Here is an 18,289-nt window from a genome sequence, read left to right as displayed (position 1 = left end):
ACGTGCGTCATGTAAAATTATTAGGTGTAGTAGTTGGCGCCTGTTGTATCAACTTATCAGAGTGGAAGCATAATTCTCTATGGATCAAACTCCTCAGTCACAACTCAAACTTCTGATTCAGAAAGGTAAAGAGCAAGGTTACTTAACGTTTGCAGAAGTTAACGATCACCTTCCACAAGACATAATAGACTCAGATCAAGTCGAAGATATTATAAGCATGATCAATGATATGGGTATTAAGGTTGCTGAAAACGCACCGGATGCCGATGAATTGATGATGCAGGAAACCACCACCGATGAAGACGCGGCAGAAGCTGCGGCGGCTGCATTGGCAACGGTAGAAAAAGAAATTGGTCGTACGACGGATCCTGTTCGCATGTACATGCGTGAAATGGGTACAGTTGAGCTATTAACTCGTGAAGGCGAGATAAAAATTGCCAAGCGAATTGAAGAAGGTATCAATCAGGTACAGATATCAGTTGCTGAATACCCTGAGGCAATTACGTATTTACTTGAGCAGTGGGATAAATTTGAAGCGGAAGAAATGCGTCTTAGCGACATCGTTTCTGGTTTCTTTGATCCTGATGCAGAAGAAACGCAAATTTCTGCCACACACATTGGCTCAGAGCTAAGTGATAAAGACTTAGCAGACGAAGACAATGAGTCTGATGACGACGACGATGAAGACGAAGTCGACACTGGCCCTGATCCTGAAGAAGCACGTGAACATTTTGAGAAACTACGTGAGTTATATACAGCTGCACGTAAAGTTTTTGAATCGAAAGGCCGTTCACACCCAGATGCTCAAGTAGCTATTCAAGAAATCGGTGATTTATTCCGTACATTCAAACTGGTACCAAAACAGTTTGACCGTATGGTAAATAACATGCGTGAAATGATGGACCGTGTTCGAGTTCAAGAACGTATTGTTATGAAGCAAGCTGTACAAATTGCAAAAGTACCAAAGAAAACATTTGTAAAACATTTTGCTAATAATGAAACCGACATGGCGTGGGTTGACGCTGAAATCGCTGCTGGCGAAAAGTACTCTGCAAAACTAGCAGAAGTAAAACCTGAAATCGAACGTTGCATCAATAAGCTGAGTGTAATTGAAGAAAGTACGGGCTTAAGCATCGAGCGTATCAAAGACATCAACCGCCGCATGAGCATTGGTGAAGCCAAAGCTCGCCGAGCGAAAAAAGAAATGGTTGAAGCAAACTTACGTCTTGTAATATCTATTGCCAAAAAATACACCAACCGAGGCTTACAATTCTTAGATCTGATCCAAGAAGGTAACATTGGTTTGATGAAAGCGGTAGATAAGTTTGAATACCGACGTGGTTATAAGTTCTCAACTTATGCAACATGGTGGATCCGTCAGGCTATCACCCGTTCAATTGCTGACCAAGCACGAACAATCCGTATTCCTGTGCACATGATTGAAACGATCAATAAATTAAATCGTATTTCACGTCAAATGCTGCAAGAAATGGGTCGTGAGCCTAGCCCTGAAGAGCTGGCTGAGCGCATGATGATGCCAGAAGACAAAATTCGTAAAGTACTGAAAATTGCCAAAGAACCAATCTCAATGGAGACACCAATTGGTGATGATGAAGACTCACATCTTGGTGATTTCATCGAAGACACAACGATTGAGTCTCCGATTGATTCAGCAACGATGGAAAGCCTTCGTGGTGCCACCAATGAAGTCTTGGCAGGCTTAACAGCAAGAGAAGCAAAAGTATTACGTATGCGTTTTGGTATTGATATGAATACCGACCATACACTTGAAGAAGTCGGTAAGCAGTTTGACGTAACTCGTGAACGTATTCGTCAGATTGAAGCTAAGGCATTGCGTAAATTACGCCACCCTTCTCGCTCAGATCTATTAAAAAGTTTCTTAGATGTAAAAGGCTAATCTCTTTTTACAACAAGATTTTTATCTAAAAAGGCCGCTTTAGCGGCCTTTTTGTTGACATACTTATTAGGAATAATCATGGCTTGGATCCAAATCCGAATTCACGCAAACAAAGACTCAGCAGATCAGTTAAGTGACTTATTACTTGATGTTGGCTGCCCTTCAGTGACCTTTATGGACGCCAGTAATAATCCTGTCTACGAGCCTAAACCAGGCGAAGTGATCTTATGGCCTGATACGCTTGTTATTGGCCTTTTCGATGCAGCTCATGATATGGATGTAGTCGTTGCTTACCTCAAAGCCAATAGTGACTCTGAGCTTACCTATAAGATTGAGCAGCTTGAGGACAAAGACTGGGAGCGTGAATGGATGGATAACTTTCACCCAATTAAGTTTGGCGAGCGCCTGTGGATCTGTCCAAGCTGGCGAGATATTCCTGAACCAGATGCAGTCAATGTATTACTCGATCCTGGCCTTGCGTTTGGCACCGGGACTCATGCGACCACATCACTGTGCTTAAAGTGGCTAGAACGCCAAGATTTAACCGGTAAAACCGTCGTTGATTTTGGCTGTGGCTCAGGCATTTTAGGCATTGCAGCCATTAAGCTTGGTGCTGAGCGCGTGATCGGTATCGATATCGATCCTCAAGCACTCGCTGCAAGTAAAGATAATGCAGGGCGTAATGGTGTTGCAGATAAGCTTGAAGTCTATTTACCAGAAAACCAGCCTGAATTTAGTGCTGATATTGTGGTAGCCAATATTCTTGCTCAACCGCTGCGAGAACTGCATGAAATCATTTTAGCGTTTCTAAAGCCGGATGGTGAAATCGCCATGTCAGGTATTTTAGAAGAGCAAGCTCAGTCTGTTGCTCATGTTTATGCCCCACATATTAGCTTAGATAGCATTGCCCAAGAAGGCGAATGGACACGAGTGAGTGGTCGTAAAAATATCACCGAGGGTTAGTAGTTTGTAACTGGTAAAGCCTCTACGTAACAGGCTTTACCTTTTATTATCACAAATCAACCTGACTATTTTGCAACCAAGTTGAATTTTTTAGCTCAAAAAACAAACAAATAAATCCAACTCTCAAACTGTTATAAAAAGTCAACCCACTAAGTTCAAAAAAAAACAATAATGTTCAATTTATAGCCTTTGATTTTTGCAAAAAAAACCGTAAACTTAGCGCCCCTTGAAAAGAGGCAGATTAAACTACTGTGCGTATTGGTCCTTACCAACTTGATAACAACATTATTGTGGCTCCTATGGCAGGGATCACAGATAGACCGTTTAGACAACTTTGCCGCCGATTAGGGGCTGGGTTGGCTGTATCGGAAATGATGTCTTCGAATCCAAAGGTATGGAAAACTGACAAATCAATGAACCGTATGGATCATAGTGGCGAGTCGGGTGTACGTTCAGTACAAATTGCAGGTGCTGATCCTGAGTTAATGGCACAGGCAGCTCAGTTTAATGTTGCAAACGGGGCACAGATCATAGATATCAATATGGGCTGTCCCGCAAAGAAAGTGAATAAAAAACTGGCAGGCTCAGCACTGTTACAGTATCCGGAATTAGTGGAAGAGATAGTTGATGCGGTGGTAAAAGCCGTAGAAGTGCCTGTTACACTTAAAATTCGTACAGGATGGGATCCGGATAATCGTAACGGCGTAGAGATTGCCAAAATTGCTGAACGAAATGGCATTGCGTCACTCGCTGTACATGGACGCACAAAAGCGTGTATGTACAAAGGTGACGCAGAATATGTCACGATTAGGGATATTAAACGTTCAGTATCAATACCTGTGGTTGCCAATGGTGATATTACATCTCCAGAGAAAGCGAAACAGGTACTGGAATATACGGGTGCAGATGCCATCATGATTGGTCGAGCCGCCCAAGGTCGCCCTTGGATTTTTAGGGAGATAGACCACTTTTTGCGAACTGGAGAACACCTACCTACACCAGAGATATCTGAAGTACGTAGTATTTTGATGGAGCATTTAATTAATCTTCATCAGTTTTACGGGGAGCCTATGGGAGCGCGCATCGCACGAAAACATGTATCTTGGTATTTGCAAACCCATGACCAAGCAGGTCAGTTTAGGCGAGTATTCAATGCCCTCGAAGCGCCAAATGAGCAAATCGAGGCTTTGGAAAAATACTTTGAAACACTAGCAGCTAACTAAGAAAGAAAGAGACATACGATGTTCGAACAAAATGTGACTTCTCCATTTATTACTAACGCTCATGTTCAGTCACAAGAGAAACCGCAACCTTTACGTGATGCAGTAAAAAAAGCTGTACACCACTATTTAAAGCAGCTTAATGGTCAAGATGTACAAGACGTATACGACCTTGTTCTTTCTGAGCTAGAAGCGCCATTGCTTGAAGAAGTAATGACATACACACGTGGCAATCAGACACGTGCAGCGATCTTACTAGGTATCAACCGTGGTACTCTTCGCAAGAAGCTTAAAAAATACGGTATGAACTAAGCACAGCTTAATTCATACTAAATACAAAAAGCACTTTATTGTGCTTTTTGTATTTTATAGCACATTTTTCTTGCCTACTTTATTCTAGCCTAACACCTTATCTTTCCATTAAACCCTTGCTAACAAAATAAATTGTAATTTTCTCAACAGCACTTTTGTCTTTTCCATCGTTTTCTTCTCCTAGATAGGCTAAAATAGCGCCCTTCTAAGCTAGCCCTTAACGTATCATTGAGGAAACCCTAACCATCATGGATATACATCGTCCAATTCGTCGCGCACTATTAAGTGTGTCAGATAAAACCGGTATCGTTGAATTAGCCCAAGCACTCAGTGCGCAAGGCGTTGAAATTTTATCAACTGGCGGTACATATAAACTATTAGCTGATAACGGCATTGCTGCCACGGAAGTATCTGACTATACAGGTCACCCTGAAATCATGGATGGCCGCGTTAAAACACTTCACCCAAAAGTGCATGGCGGTATCTTAGCCCGTCGCGGTCAAGATGAAGGCGTTATGACCGAAAACGATATTTCTGCAATTGACATGGTTGTGGTTAACTTATACCCCTTTGCACAAACTGTTGCAAAAGCTGACTGCAGCCTTGAAGACGCAATTGAAAACATTGATATCGGCGGCCCAACTATGGTGCGTGCAGCAGCAAAAAATCACAAAGATGTGACGATTGTTGTTAATGCGCAAGACTATGCTCGTGTTATTGCTGAACTGAGCGAAAACAATGGTTCAACAACCTACCAAACACGCTTTGATCTTGCTATTGCCGCTTATGAGCACACAGCACAGTACGACGGTATGATTGCCAATTACTTTGGTAAAATGGTGCCTGACTACACTGAAGAAGCCGCGGTTGAGACTAAGTTCCCACGTACTATCAACATGCAGTTCACTAAAAAGCAAGACATGCGCTACGGTGAAAACTCGCATCAAGATGCAGCTTTTTATGTAGAGAATGACTTACAAGAAGCTTCAGTTGCAACAGCAACACAATTACAAGGTAAGGCGCTTTCTTTCAACAACATTGCTGATACTGATGCCGCCCTTGAGTGTGTCAAAGAATTTGACGCACCTGCGTGTGTTATTGTTAAACATGCAAACCCATGTGGTGTTGCCGTTGACGAGAACATTTTAACCGCTTATGACCGAGCATTTAAAACCGATCCTACATCGGCCTTTGGCGGTATTATTGCATTTAACCGCGAGCTTGATGTAACCACCGCTGAAGCGATTGTTGCACGCCAGTTTGTTGAAGTGATCATTGCTCCTAGCATCAGTGAAGAAGCAGCCAAAATCGTTGCTGCTAAGAAAAATGTTCGCTTATTAGAATGTGGACAATGGGATGCAAAAACCACGCAATCTGATATTAAACGTGTCAATGGTGGTATTTTAGTTCAAGATCGTGATCAAGGCATGGTAACGCTTGATGACTTGACTGTAGTATCAAAACGCCAGCCAACAGAGCAAGAGCTTAAAGACTTACTATTTTGCTGGAAAGTTGCCAAGTTTGTTAAATCGAACGCCATTGTTTATGCCCGTGACGGAATGACAATTGGTGTAGGCGCAGGTCAAATGAGCCGCGTATACTCAGCAAAAATTGCCGGAATTAAAGCCGCTGATGAGAACCTTGAGGTAAAAGGTTCAGTTATGGCATCGGATGCATTCTTCCCGTTTAGAGACGGCATTGATGCCGCTGCCGCTGCCGGGATAACCGCGGTTATACAGCCAGGTGGTTCAATGCGTGATGAAGAAGTTATTGCCGCAGCAGATGAAGCTGGCATGGCAATGGTATTAACTGGCATGCGTCACTTCCGCCATTAATCTATAAGCACGAAACGTTTATCGTTTCGTGCTTTTTGTTTGCCCTAAATTCAAGTATTCTGCTTAAAACACAATCACAAAAGTGAAGGACAGAAAAATGAAATTTGGATTAAAAACACTTCTTGCTGCAAGTATTGTTACCGCTATCGCAGGTTGCGCAAGCAATGGTAGCTCAAATTCGAATGTGGCATCTGAGCTTGTTTCAGCTGCCAGCAATACAGAACGCTCTGAGAAAAATCGCGCGCGTGACCAATATAGAAACCCGGTAGAAACCCTTGATTTCTTTGGTTTAGAAGCGGACATGACCGTGGTCGAAATTGCACCCGGTGGTGGTTGGTATTCAGAAATCTTAGCACCTGCAGTTAAAGGGTCTGGCACTTTATACGCTGCACACTTTCCCGCAGATTCTAAGGTGAAATACTACCAGCGCTCGCTAGCTGGCTTCAAAAGTAAAGTTGCCAAAGATAGCCGTTTCAGTGAAGTGAAAATAACCGAATTTGCACCACTTACTCATTCAGACATTGCCCCAACAGGCTCTGCGGATATGGTGCTTACATTTAGAAACGTCCATAACTGGTATATGCGCCAAGGTGATGAAGGTGTATTAAATGCATTTCAAGCGTTTAATAAAGCACTGAAGCCCGGTGGCGTTTTAGGCGTGGTTGAGCACCGTTTACCTGAGCACCGTGATAACGCGGATCAAAAAAGCTCTGGCTACATGAAACAAAGTTATGTGGTAGATATTGCGAAACAAGCAGGATTTGAATTAGTGGCTCAAAGTGATGTGAACGCTAACCCTTTAGACAGTGCTAATCACCCTAAAGGTGTTTGGACACTGCCACCACGCTTAGCATTAGGTGATAAAAATGCTGATCAATATAAAGCGATTGGGGAAAGTGACCGCATGACTCTCAAATTTAAAAAGCTTTAAATAGGAAAATTAAGCCATGAATGTTTTGGTCATTGGCAGTGGCGGCCGTGAACACGCTCTTGCGTTCAAAGCCGCTCAAAACCCTTCAGTAAAAACGGTATTTGTTGCACCTGGTAATGCGGGGACAGCCCTAGAGCCTAAATTAGAAAATGTAGCTATTAAGGTTGAAGACCTCGATGCCTTGGTGTCATTTTCAAAAGAAAACAATGTTGAGTTAACCATTGTGGGTCCTGAAGTCCCTCTGGTACTTGGCGTAGTTGATAGGTTTCGTGAAGAAGGTCTTGCGATTTTTGGCCCAACCGCTGCGGCTGCGCAGCTTGAAGGGTCAAAGTCATTTACAAAAGACTTCTTAGCACGCCACGATATTCCGACTGCTGACTATGAAACTTTTGAACAAATCGAGCCTGCGCTTGCCTACTTGCAAGAAAAAGGTGCACCAATCGTGATCAAAGCAGATGGTTTAGCTGCAGGTAAAGGCGTTATTGTCGCAATGACAGAAGCCGAAGCAGAAGAAGCCATTCGCGATATGCTTGCTGGCAATGCTTTTGGTGAAGCTGGCAGCCGAGTTGTAATTGAAGAGTTTCTTGAAGGTGAAGAAGCCTCATTTATCGTCATGGTAGATGGCAAGAACGTTTTACCTTTTGCCACTAGCCAAGATCATAAACGTGCATTTAATGACGATTTAGGGCCGAATACAGGCGGGATGGGTGCCTACTCTCCTGCTCCGGTGGTCACAGCTGACATTCATCAACGTATTATGGATGAAGTTATCTTCCCAACCGTTAATGGTATGGCGAGTGAAGATAATCCATACACGGGCTTTCTGTACGCAGGCCTTATGATTGCCGCCGATGGGACACCTAAAGTCATTGAGTACAACTGCCGCTTTGGTGATCCAGAAACGCAGCCTATCATGCTTCGCCTGCAATCCGATCTCGTTGAACTGATTGAAGCCGCTAACCGTCAAGAACTTGATAACACACCTATTAAGTTTGACCCGCGCGCAGCTGTTGGCGTAGTGCTTGCGGCCAAAGGTTATCCAGCAAGTTACCCTAAAGGGGATGTGATTTCTGGATTACAGGTGAGTTATGCTGAAGGTGAAAAAGTCTTCCATGCAGGTACAAAACAAGATGGTGAAAGCGTCGTCACTGCAGGTGGTCGTGTGCTATGTGCAACAGCACTAGGTCATACCGTGACCGAAGCACAAAAACGCGCTTATGCGTTGGTAAAGGATATCCAGTGGAATGGTGTTGAATACCGCACTGATATCGCCTACCGCGCTATTGCCAGAGAACAATAGGCAACGAAGTTACTATATAAGGCCAGCACTCGCTGGCCTTTTCTTTACTCTCTCGTAACTTACGTCATTCGCATCACACTAAAAATTGGGTATACTGAGTGTATTAGTAAAATAATTAGGATTGCGCTCATGACTGACAAATACCGTGTCGTATTTGCGAGCTTAAATGATGGAATAGCTGCCTCTGATGCCATTACCAATTTAAGCCAAAGACTGAAGATTCCCGAGTCAAAAGTACAAGCATTCTTTGCTAATAAACCCTTATTTTCACCCGCAGATAAGGAAAAAAGTGCAAAACAAATTAAATTACTCAGCACTATGGGGATCAATGCTAAATTACAAGCCTTTGGCACTCCCTCTTCAACTACAGAGCAAACCACTCAAGGCCAACGTGATGAAAGACTATTTGGCGCACTCGATTACATTACTAGCAGCTTAATAAGGATTGAAGAACGCTTAGAAGAGTTGGAACAGCGCTTACCTGAACATCCCGTTGAGCATACAGAACAAACACCAGAGCAATGGGAAGGTGATGAACTATTTGAAGAACTTGAATTAGACAGCCCAGCACCCAAGCGAAGTAAGACAGTACAATATGGGTTAGGTGTTATTCTTATTTTCTTATTGGCCATTCTGGCTATCGCGATTGCGTTTCCAGAAGTCGTTGCTTTCTAGGTATGAGCACAATCATATCAGGAACAATTCAAGAAGAACGTGCATTAATTCGCAAAACTGTACGAAATGCGCGTAATACTTTATCTAAATCTGAACAAAAAGACGCTGAAGCAGCTTTATGTATTAATTTTTTTCATTATATAAAACTCCCGAAACCTGCCCATATAGCCCTGTATTTGAGTAATGATGGTGAGTTAGATACAAATCAATTAATTCAATATCTTATAGATAAAAACCATCACGTTTACCTCCCTATAATTCACCCCTTCGATGGCACAACTTTACTCTTTCAAAGATATGAGAAAAATTCACCCATGATCGCCAATCGCTATGCTATCTTGGAGCCTAAGTTGAATTGTAGCCATATATGCCCTCTTTATTCGCTTGATTACCTATTTACGCCGCTCGTTGCTTTTGACGAGTTTGGCAACCGCTTAGGAATGGGCGGCGGTTACTACGATAAAACATTGGCAAATTATCACAAAACTGGCGCAACGAAGCCGGTTATAGTTGGGTTAGCCCATGATTGTCAAAAGGTCCATCAGCTGCCAATTGCAGCGTGGGATGTACCATTAAAGCATATATTAACACCAAGCAAACTTTATACTTGGTAAATCATCTAGCCAGTATTTTATGACATTTTTTAGGGTATACTGCGGTAAATTTTGACAACAAAGTGAATTGCGTTATGACCCAAGACGAAATGAAAAAGGCCGCAGCATGGGCCGCACTGGATTACGTAGAAGAAAATACCATAGTTGGCGTGGGCACAGGCTCTACCGTTAATCATTTTATTGATGCACTTGGCTCAATTAAAGACACCATTACAGGTGCTGTGTCGAGTTCTGAAGCGTCAACAGAGAAGTTAAAAGCACTTGGTATTGAAGTCTTTGAGCTAAATGATGTCGCTCAACTCGATGTTTACGTAGATGGCGCGGATGAAATTAATCATAGTAACGACATGATAAAAGGCGGTGGTGCCGCGTTAACTAGAGAAAAAATTGTTGCCGCTGTGGCACATAAATTTATTTGTATCGTTGATGATACTAAGCATGTTGAAACGCTCGGTGCATTTGCATTGCCCGTTGAGGTTATTCCAATGGCGCGAAGCTATGTGGCGCGGGAATTACTAAAACTGGGTGGTGACCCAGTGTATAGGCATGGCGTATTAACTGATAATGGCAACGTTATCTTAGACGTTCATGGCTTAAGTATTTCAGAACCAAAACAACTTGAAGAGAAAATTAACCAAATCGTGGGCGTAGTGACAAATGGCTTATTTGCACAACGCGGCGCTGACATTGTGATAACTGGTACCCAGAAGGGGCCAAACATAAATTAACAGGAATGAGTCATGAGTACGGTATCGTTAGCAAAAGAGAAAATCAAAATATTGTTGTTAGAGGGTATTCACCAAAGCGCCGTCGAAACGCTAAAGCGTAATGGTTATAGCAACATTGATTATGTCAAAACCTCGTTACCTGAAAATGAACTTATGGAGCGGATCAAAGACGTTCATTTTGTCGGGATCCGCTCACGCACTCATTTGTCACAAACCGTCTTAAACGCCGCTGAAAAATTAGTCGCTGTGGGCTGCTTTTGTATTGGTACCAACCAAGTGGCACTCGACGCAGCAAGAGAACGCGGTATTGCAGTATTCAATGCGCCTTTTTCAAACACGCGCTCAGTTGCTGAACTCGTCTTAGGTGAGATTTTACTACTGCTACGTGGGATCCCACAACGCAATGCCATGGCACACCGTGGTGAATGGTTAAAATCTGCAGTAGGATCTTATGAAGCCCGTGGAAAAACGCTTGGGATCATTGGCTACGGCCATATTGGTACTCAGCTTGGGATCATGGCAGAAAATATTGGTATGCGCGTTGAGTTTTACGATATTGAAGACAAGCTCACACTGGGTAATGCACAGCAAGTGCAAAACTTAACGCACCTATTGCAGCGTGCAGATGTGATCAGCCTTCACGTACCAGAAACACCATCAACTAAAAACCTAATCGGAATGGCTGAACTTGAAGTTATGAAACAAGATGCCATTTTAATAAACGCATCGCGTGGTACTGTTGTGGACATTGATGCATTAGCTGAAGCATTAAGAGATAAAAAGCTCTCTGGTGCAGCGATTGACGTGTTCCCAACAGAACCAAAATCAAATGACGAAGAGTTTATTTCGCCATTGCGTGAATTCGATAATGTGATTTTAACACCGCATGTTGGCGGCTCAACGCAAGAAGCACAAGAGAATATTGGCATCGAAGTCGCTGGGAAAATAGCAAAATATTCAGATAATGGTTCAACTCTGAGCGCAGTGAACTTCCCAGAAGTCTCTCTACCTGAGCTCGCTAATCGCAGTCGATTGCTACATGTGCACCAAAACCGACCTGGTGTACTAACACAAATTAACCAAGCTTTTGCTCAGCATGGTATTAATATCGCAGCTCAGTACTTACAAACCGATGAATCAATTGGTTATGTGGTCATCGACGTAGACAGTGATCATTCAGAAGTGGCATTAAAAGAATTAAGCGCCGTGGAAGGCACGATCAGAGCACGTATTTTACACTAATCGACGACACCTTAAAAAGCAAAATGGCACGGGTGCCATTTTGCTTATCTTAACTATTCACACTTACTCATACTTCAGCGGTCAAGTTACTTTCCTTGAACCTCTAAATTAAGTAATTTAGCTAACGCTTCAGGTTGACCTGCCAACATCATTGCTTGCTGAGACAGTGATTCAATATCCATATTCTCTGGCAAAGATACTGACAGACTTAGCAGCTCTTTTCCTTGAGCAAATGCCATAACCCCCTCTTTAGCAGCTTGTGGAAGAGGTGCTTGTGCTAACTGAATTTGGAGCATATTTTCAAAGCTGGCTTGATCTAATCCCGCAACCGCAAGTTGTTCATCGAGCAACTGAGCTAACTGACCTTTATTTTCAACATTAAGCTTCAAAGACTTAGGCGCTAACTGCTGCATCGCCTCCATTATTTTGGTTTGCATCTGCAACTGCTCTTCAACCGTTAATGTCGACGCATCTTGTGCCTTTTGCATCTCAAAAGACACTTCCATTAGCGGTGTGCTATTGCTCAGTTCCATATCAAGATTAAGACCTGTCAGACCTTGTGCGACGAGATCCATTTTGAGTCGACTGTACCCAGTCTGGGCATCATAGGCTAAAGATGTTCCAAAGTTATAATGTGCATCTAACAAAGCTTTAGGCGCATCTATGTTATCTGCTTTAATGGCGTCTGACAGGGTAAAGCCTTGCACATTGATTTGTGTGAACTCGCTGATTTTGTCTTCTTCATACCCAATCAAGACAATTTCATCAATGCTAAATGCTGCAACCCCTTCAGGATCTGCGACAGTCAAACCATTCACCACAATATTGCCATTAAATACATTTGCTGACGCATCCGCATAATCAAACTGCAACCCTGAATCACCAGCCGCCAAAGCGAATTGTGTTTGTAGCTTATCATCAACAAGCTGATTTACATGTGATTGCATTGCCACATAACCCGCAGCAAGTGCGCCTGAGGCTAACAAAATAATGACTGATTTTTTCATTTACTTTTCCGTTTAAAATAAAGCTTCAAGGGCGTCACTCAAGCAGTTAACTGCAATGATCTCCATCCCTTCGATGATTTCCTTTGGTTTATTTGCGCTCGGTACAATAGCACGTTTAAAGCCATGCTTGGCTGCTTCTTTCAACCTTTCCTGCCCACTTGGCACTGGCCTGATCTCACCACCCAGACCTACTTCACCAAAAACAACTAACTCCCGATTAAGGGCATAGTTTTTAAAACTAGACACAAGCGCAGTGATCAAAGCCAGATCGGCACTGGTTTCAGAGACTTTTACGCCCCCTACCACATTCACAAAAACATCTTGATCCGCAACTTGCAAACCCCCGTGACGGTGCAGTACAGCTAATAACATAGCCAATCGGTTTTGCTCCAAGCCAACCGTCACGCGTCGAGGGTTAGCCAGTTGAGAATAATCAACCAATGCTTGTACCTCAACAAGTAATGGCCTTGTCCCTTCCCAAATCACCATCACTAAAGAGCCAGGCGTTTGCTCTTCTCCTCGGTTAAGGAATATTGCCGACGGGTTACTCACCTCTTTAAGGCCCTGCCCTGTCATTGCAAATACGCCCAACTCATTGACCGCACCAAAACGGTTTTTGTTACCACGCAATGTTCTAAATCGGCTATCACTGCTGCCTTCAAGTAAAATAGAGCAATCAATACAATGCTCAAGTACTTTAGGGCCAGCCAAAGAGCCATCTTTGGTCACATGGCCAACCATAAAAATGGCCACCTGATTTTGCTTCGCAAAACGCGTTAAGTAGGCCGCACTTTCTCTTACCTGCGACACACTACCCGGTGCTGACTGAACATCACTCATATGCATCACTTGAATAGAGTCGATAACCATGATGCTTGGCTTTTCTTTTAGCGCTAACTGACAAATTGTCTCGACATTAGTTTCAGCCAATGTGCGTAATTTATTAGTAGGCAAGCCTAATCGGTGTGCACGCATGGCGACTTGCTGTAAAGATTCTTCACCAGTGACATACAACGTATTCATAGATTCCGCTAACAAACACATAGTTTGTAATAACACAGTACTCTTACCGGCTCCAGGTGAGCCACCGATTAAAATAGCACTGCCAGGTACAACCCCTCCCCCCAATACTCGATCAAACTCTTTAAAGCCCGTCGTAAAACGCGGTAGGCTCTCTAGATTAACCTCATCGAGTGTTTGTACTGTGGCTTCAACCATACCGGCATAACCCGACATCGCAGCGCTTTTAGGTGGAGCTTTAACGGAAGGCACCCTAAATTCAGTGACGGTATTCCAAGCACGACATTCTGAACATTGACCTTGCCAACGAGCAAATTCCGCACCACAATCATTACATACAAACGCAGTTTTCTTTTTCACCATAATACAGGCACACTTTTTGCTTAATTAGTTTTAATCCAACTTATTTGGCAATATATACGAAAAACTGGCACTAACAAGCTGAGTTTCTTTAATTATTTAAGAATAATGTTAACTATGACCTAATATTGACATAGTATTGGCTAGTATTTAGAAAATTATAACGATATAGCCTCACGGCAAGAATACAGGTATGAATACGGTTCATTATGGCTGAAGATAAGCTGCAAAAATATCAACCCCTCATTGACGATTTAAAGTTGCAATTAGGCGATCCTAATTTTGACCAAATTTTTGCACAAACCACCTCTTCTCTTTCCAAGCCAGATCAATTTTTATTAAAAATGGAAATGTCGCGACTCTCTCAACCTGTCGCTAGATTCATCGACTTACGTGGACAAGTGGCCGGAGAAGTTAAGCCTTATGAGCATGATGGCAAACAGCACTTTATGGATAATGTAGCCATTGATGTATTTGAAGAAGAGTTAGCCCGCCACGGTAAATACACACTAGCGGTATACGAAGCCGTTATGCACACCGAAAATAACTATAAAGTGATGCAAAAAAAACAAGATGAGCAAGAGAATACACCGCAATCAGAATCGAATACTGACAGTGGCACTAAGTTAATTCGTTTCGCCTCATATGAAAGTCGCTGTGAAGAACGAATGAACTACTCAATCAAAATAAACGTCGACTTTGGTAAAAGTGGTACTGTCTCTGCCACCACCTCAGATATCTCTCTCAGTGGCGCAAAAATTAAAGTATCTCCTAACTACAGCGTCACCCCTGGGCAATTAATCGGCATTCGATTGGTTGGCCTTGAACAAGATTTTGAACTGGGCCTAAAAGACGGTATTCAATATGAAGTGGTCGCTGTAGAGCCTGTTTCTCGTGATTATCAGCATATTCGTTTAAAACGCACCTTCATTGAAAACAACTCTGGTTTTGACGATTTTTTACAAAGCTTTATTCATGGAAATAAACGCCGCTACAAAATAAATTTAGATAACACCATGGATGCCGTCGTTTGTAAGGGCTATGAGCAGTTTTATCTACCGAGGGTCAGTTCACTATTTGTTTATTTTTCAAAAAAAGGCAAGCACCTACTGCCTACTATTGCGTTAACAAATGAAAACAATGCGTTTATTAACTATTACTTTGAAGATGAACGAAAGGTTTCATCCCTATATAGCATCTTTAGTCAAAGCCGGCTGACGAAGATCCTTGCGTTTCCCAATGCTGTAAAAGAAGCCACAGTTTATACATTCACGCATTCAAATGGCGGTAAAATATACTACTACTCGGCGTTTGGGTATGAACTTGATGAACATCCCGAGTTAAAGGCACTATTTCTAGGCTTTGGTAGCCAAAAAGACAGTTGGCGCACATATAAAGTGCAGCTAATGCCAAGCCACCATGAAGATGCCTATATTCCGTTATCGCTGCCACTCAGTGCTGGTAAGAGCGTAGAAAAGCTCAACAAGCGCCCAGCACCTCGTGTACAAGGCATCATTCAAGATGTGAAGTTTTTAATGTTGCTAACCGACATTTCAAGTAAACAACAGCTCGATGTTTATCAAAAACATAAATTTGATAGTAACTCTGTCAATAAGCTCAAAACATTTGGCCATGGAAGAGCTGCTAACCCGCCAGCGTTAGAGGTCGTTGCCCTTGAATACGTCAATTTACGTTCGCATAAGCGCTACTTATACAAAACAGCCGTCACTATGCATATAGACGCAGAACATACCCTTGCGGGTAACACCCGTGACTTTTCAGTCATGGGATTACAATTAGAAACCCCCCACCCCTCGACGGTTAAAAAGGGCGATATTGTCCACCTTGAATTGCCTGATTTACAAAAAATAACCAAGCAGCACCAATTAAACAATTTGCGCTATGAAGTCATGGCGGTCAGTAAATCAAAAACCATTATTAATCTCAAAGTAAGTAAATTAACAGACTTGCCGCATGTTGGAATGGCCTTTTTTAAACAATTAATAGAGATGAATAAAAGCAAATTACATGCGTGTGAAGAAAGCCCTAAAATTCCAGGCCTTTCGACAGCACTTCGTAATATGGTGACAAAAACAGTCTGCCAATTTCCGCTGTATATTCACAAAGAGTCGGCACTGTTTAATATTGGGGCCATTGGGCTAGGTTTATACCCAACCAACCTACATAGGCTTTTAATGGCTTACCACAAAGGCGGCCCTGAACACCTAGACGCAACAAGCTTATTTCCAGAAAACTTTATAGAAGAGCATTTAAACGAGGCTTTTCGCCATACATCCCGTCAAGATAAACCATTAAAATATACCGTATTTGTTCGATTTGACTGTATGAAAGAGCAGCTATCTGAAGCGATTAAAAGCCAATGTATTGCCTATGATGAGCCGATTGACCCCCTTTATCTATTTTTGAAAAAAGCCGTAAAAAAAGACATGCTGTTTGTTTTTCACTTACACATTTCAAAAACAGGCCGACCAGATACCGACTACCTCGCCAACGAGTTAAAATACGTGAGCCACTACGCACTGCATAAAGCAAAGGATTTAGAAGAGGCGTTATGGTCTGTAACTGGGGTATGTGATTTAATAGATATCAGTGATGAAGCAATACGCCAACTCGACATAGAGCCAAGGTATGTTAAGGCCATGCAAGAACGCAAGAGTGCATGGCTTGATGGACTACTACATTAAGCCATAATGTGTAGTCCAAGCCAAGTTTGAATTCGCTTAAGCCAACTGCCCGAAAAGCGTTAAACCCGCCACCAATGCTAAAAACAACAAGACATTGCGTTTAACCAGCCGCATCATACACGTTGCCTCATAGGTACAACCGGCGTATTGCTGCTCAATTTGCTCGGCAGCCAAAGCTGTGGTCGTGACCAATTTACGATTGGTAACAGAGAAGTTTAACGCGTATTTAACCCAATAGTGGGTACCTTTTGAAAAGTTCCCAATGATCAAATAACCAAAACTGGTTAAACGCGCTGGTAACCAGTTTAAGCAAAACAATAGTCCGTCTAACCGAGATTGATGCTGATAGTGCGCCGCAGATTTTTGCTGTGCAACAGTCAAATCAAACGCGGTGCGAATAGACGCGTATAACACCGCCCCCGGTACGCCTAATACAACAAACCAAAACATCACGGCACAATAATGACGAAAGTTCACCCACGCCAGCGTTTGACCAAACCATTCACCGCCATGCTCATGCTCTGTGCGCACTTGACCCATTTGCAAAGCGTACAAAGTTGCCGCTTCATCATCACCCCGTGTTAACGCGTTTAAATACCCTTTATACTTTCTTCTGGGTTCATTACACCCAAAACAAACAATCAGAACCAATATATTGAGCACAAACTGCCACAATGCAAAGTCAGACAATTGATAAATAAATGCCACAGCAATAACAGGCAACACTAAATAGCACATAAACCCCACGCCATTATTTAGCTGTTTTTTTATTATTTTACTACCATACCCCAAGTTCAAATATCGCTGTAAATAATAGTCAATTTGCCAATGTGCACTTCGAGCACCTAATCGCTCTAGGGTTAATGCTAAAATAATCGAGATTAGAATCATGACCTTGTCTCATTTCATTTAATTAAATCAAAAAACCTTTGCCACTCAAACGCAGCGCCCGGATCTGTTTTTCTACCTGGTGCAATATCACAATGACCCACAATTTTTTCATGGCTAATTGCTGGATATTCACGCATCAACTTTTTTGCGAGCTTACCAAGTTCAATATATTGCGCATCGGTATAGGGCGTATAATCAGTCCCTTCAAGCTCAATGCCAATACTAAAGTCATTACATCGACCTCGCCCTGCAAATTCAGACACCCCAGCATGCCAAGCGCGCTTATTAAATGGCACATACTGTAAGACAGTGCCATCACGGCGAATAAAGCAATGCGCTGATACTCTTAACCCATCTAAATCAACAAAGCTTGGATGCGCATGACAATCAATCTGTCCTGTAAATAAGTCATCAACATAGGATGTACCAAACTCACCAGCCGGAAGCGAAATATTGTGGATCACCAATAATGATATCTCTTCATTATCAGGTCTGTCATCAAAAAATATACAAGGCCGTCGCTGCGCGATATCAGACCAGAAAAACTCACTCATAATAATCACTTATT

Annotated in this window: 16 protein-coding genes; 12 read left to right on the top strand and 4 right to left on the bottom strand. The window is 42.6% G+C overall.

What is annotated here, in order from left to right; genetic code table 11:
- Window positions 1-79: 79 nt before the first annotated feature.
- From rpoD to serA, 11 genes are all read left to right on the top strand, one after another.
- Window positions 80-1,918, top strand: a complete 1,839-nt coding sequence (rpoD, locus tag CWC18_RS14570; RefSeq protein ID WP_119861165.1) for an RNA polymerase sigma factor RpoD — start codon at window positions 80-82, stop codon at window positions 1,916-1,918.
- Window positions 1,919-1,996: 78 nt separating this feature from the next.
- Window positions 1,997-2,881 (top strand): 50S ribosomal protein L11 methyltransferase, encoded by an 885-nt coding sequence (gene prmA / locus CWC18_RS14565; protein WP_138675544.1) that lies wholly within the window; start codon window positions 1,997-1,999, stop codon window positions 2,879-2,881.
- A gap of 251 nt (window positions 2,882-3,132) precedes the next feature.
- Window positions 3,133-4,104: a tRNA dihydrouridine synthase DusB gene (gene dusB, locus CWC18_RS14560; protein ID WP_138675543.1), complete on the top strand. Its 972-nt coding sequence runs from the start codon at window positions 3,133-3,135 to the stop codon at window positions 4,102-4,104.
- 18 nt (window positions 4,105-4,122) lie between these two features.
- The gene (fis, locus tag CWC18_RS14555; protein WP_005491017.1) at window positions 4,123-4,413 is read left to right on the top strand and encodes a DNA-binding transcriptional regulator Fis; all 291 of its coding nucleotides are present in this window, start codon (window positions 4,123-4,125) and stop codon (window positions 4,411-4,413) included.
- A gap of 248 nt (window positions 4,414-4,661) precedes the next feature.
- The gene (gene purH, locus CWC18_RS14550; protein WP_138675542.1) at window positions 4,662-6,248 is read left to right on the top strand and encodes a bifunctional phosphoribosylaminoimidazolecarboxamide formyltransferase/IMP cyclohydrolase; all 1,587 of its coding nucleotides are present in this window, start codon (window positions 4,662-4,664) and stop codon (window positions 6,246-6,248) included.
- Window positions 6,249-6,345: 97 nt separating this feature from the next.
- Window positions 6,346-7,179, top strand: coding sequence for a class I SAM-dependent methyltransferase (locus CWC18_RS14545; protein WP_138590667.1), 834 nt, complete (start codon window positions 6,346-6,348; stop codon window positions 7,177-7,179).
- Between the two features lie 16 nt (window positions 7,180-7,195).
- Window positions 7,196-8,479 carry a phosphoribosylamine--glycine ligase gene (gene purD, locus CWC18_RS14540; protein WP_138675541.1) on the top strand — a complete coding sequence of 428 codons (1,284 nt, stop codon included), beginning with the start codon at window positions 7,196-7,198 and terminating at the stop codon, window positions 8,477-8,479.
- Window positions 8,480-8,608: 129 nt separating this feature from the next.
- The gene (locus tag CWC18_RS14535) at window positions 8,609-9,154 is read left to right on the top strand and encodes a hypothetical protein (RefSeq protein ID WP_138675540.1); all 546 of its coding nucleotides are present in this window, start codon (window positions 8,609-8,611) and stop codon (window positions 9,152-9,154) included.
- 26 nt (window positions 9,155-9,180) lie between these two features.
- Entirely contained in the window at window positions 9,181-9,768 is a 588-nt protein-coding gene (locus CWC18_RS14530) for a 5-formyltetrahydrofolate cyclo-ligase (protein WP_171041120.1), read from the top strand.
- Window positions 9,769-9,842: 74 nt separating this feature from the next.
- Window positions 9,843-10,496, top strand: a complete 654-nt coding sequence (gene rpiA, locus CWC18_RS14525) for a ribose-5-phosphate isomerase RpiA (RefSeq protein WP_138590095.1) — start codon at window positions 9,843-9,845, stop codon at window positions 10,494-10,496.
- Between the two features lie 12 nt (window positions 10,497-10,508).
- Complete coding sequence (gene serA, locus CWC18_RS14520; protein ID WP_138590097.1) at window positions 10,509-11,738, top strand: phosphoglycerate dehydrogenase; 1,230 nt, start codon at window positions 10,509-10,511, stop codon at window positions 11,736-11,738.
- Window positions 11,739-11,824: 86 nt separating this feature from the next.
- Here the strand turns inward: serA and CWC18_RS14515 are convergent, their stop codons facing one another.
- Window positions 11,825-12,745 carry a DUF945 domain-containing protein gene (locus tag CWC18_RS14515; RefSeq protein ID WP_138590099.1) on the bottom strand — a complete coding sequence of 307 codons (921 nt, stop codon included), beginning with the start codon at window positions 12,743-12,745 and terminating at the stop codon, window positions 11,825-11,827.
- Between the two features lie 12 nt (window positions 12,746-12,757).
- On the bottom strand, window positions 12,758-14,128 hold the full coding sequence (radA, locus tag CWC18_RS14510; protein WP_138590101.1) for a DNA repair protein RadA: 1,371 nt from the start codon (window positions 14,126-14,128) through the stop codon (window positions 12,758-12,760).
- A gap of 206 nt (window positions 14,129-14,334) precedes the next feature.
- Between radA and CWC18_RS14505 the strand changes: the two genes are divergently transcribed.
- A complete protein-coding gene (locus CWC18_RS14505; RefSeq protein WP_138675539.1) occupies window positions 14,335-16,830 on the top strand; it encodes a PilZ domain-containing protein in 2,496 nt (831 codons plus the stop codon).
- 36 nt (window positions 16,831-16,866) lie between these two features.
- On the opposite strand, the gene ampE is transcribed toward CWC18_RS14505, so the two are convergent.
- The gene (ampE, locus tag CWC18_RS14500; RefSeq protein ID WP_138675538.1) at window positions 16,867-17,721 is read right to left on the bottom strand and encodes a beta-lactamase regulator AmpE; all 855 of its coding nucleotides are present in this window, start codon (window positions 17,719-17,721) and stop codon (window positions 16,867-16,869) included.
- 14 nt (window positions 17,722-17,735) lie between these two features.
- Window positions 17,736-18,275, bottom strand: a complete 540-nt coding sequence (ampD, locus tag CWC18_RS14495) for a 1,6-anhydro-N-acetylmuramyl-L-alanine amidase AmpD (RefSeq protein ID WP_138675537.1) — start codon at window positions 18,273-18,275, stop codon at window positions 17,736-17,738.
- Window positions 18,276-18,289 lie beyond the last annotated feature (14 nt).

Source organism: Pseudoalteromonas aurantia, assembly GCF_005886875.1.
Lineage (GTDB): Bacteria > Pseudomonadota > Gammaproteobacteria > Enterobacterales > Alteromonadaceae > Pseudoalteromonas > Pseudoalteromonas aurantia_A.
This window is presented reverse-complemented; position numbering and strand designations above follow the sequence as displayed.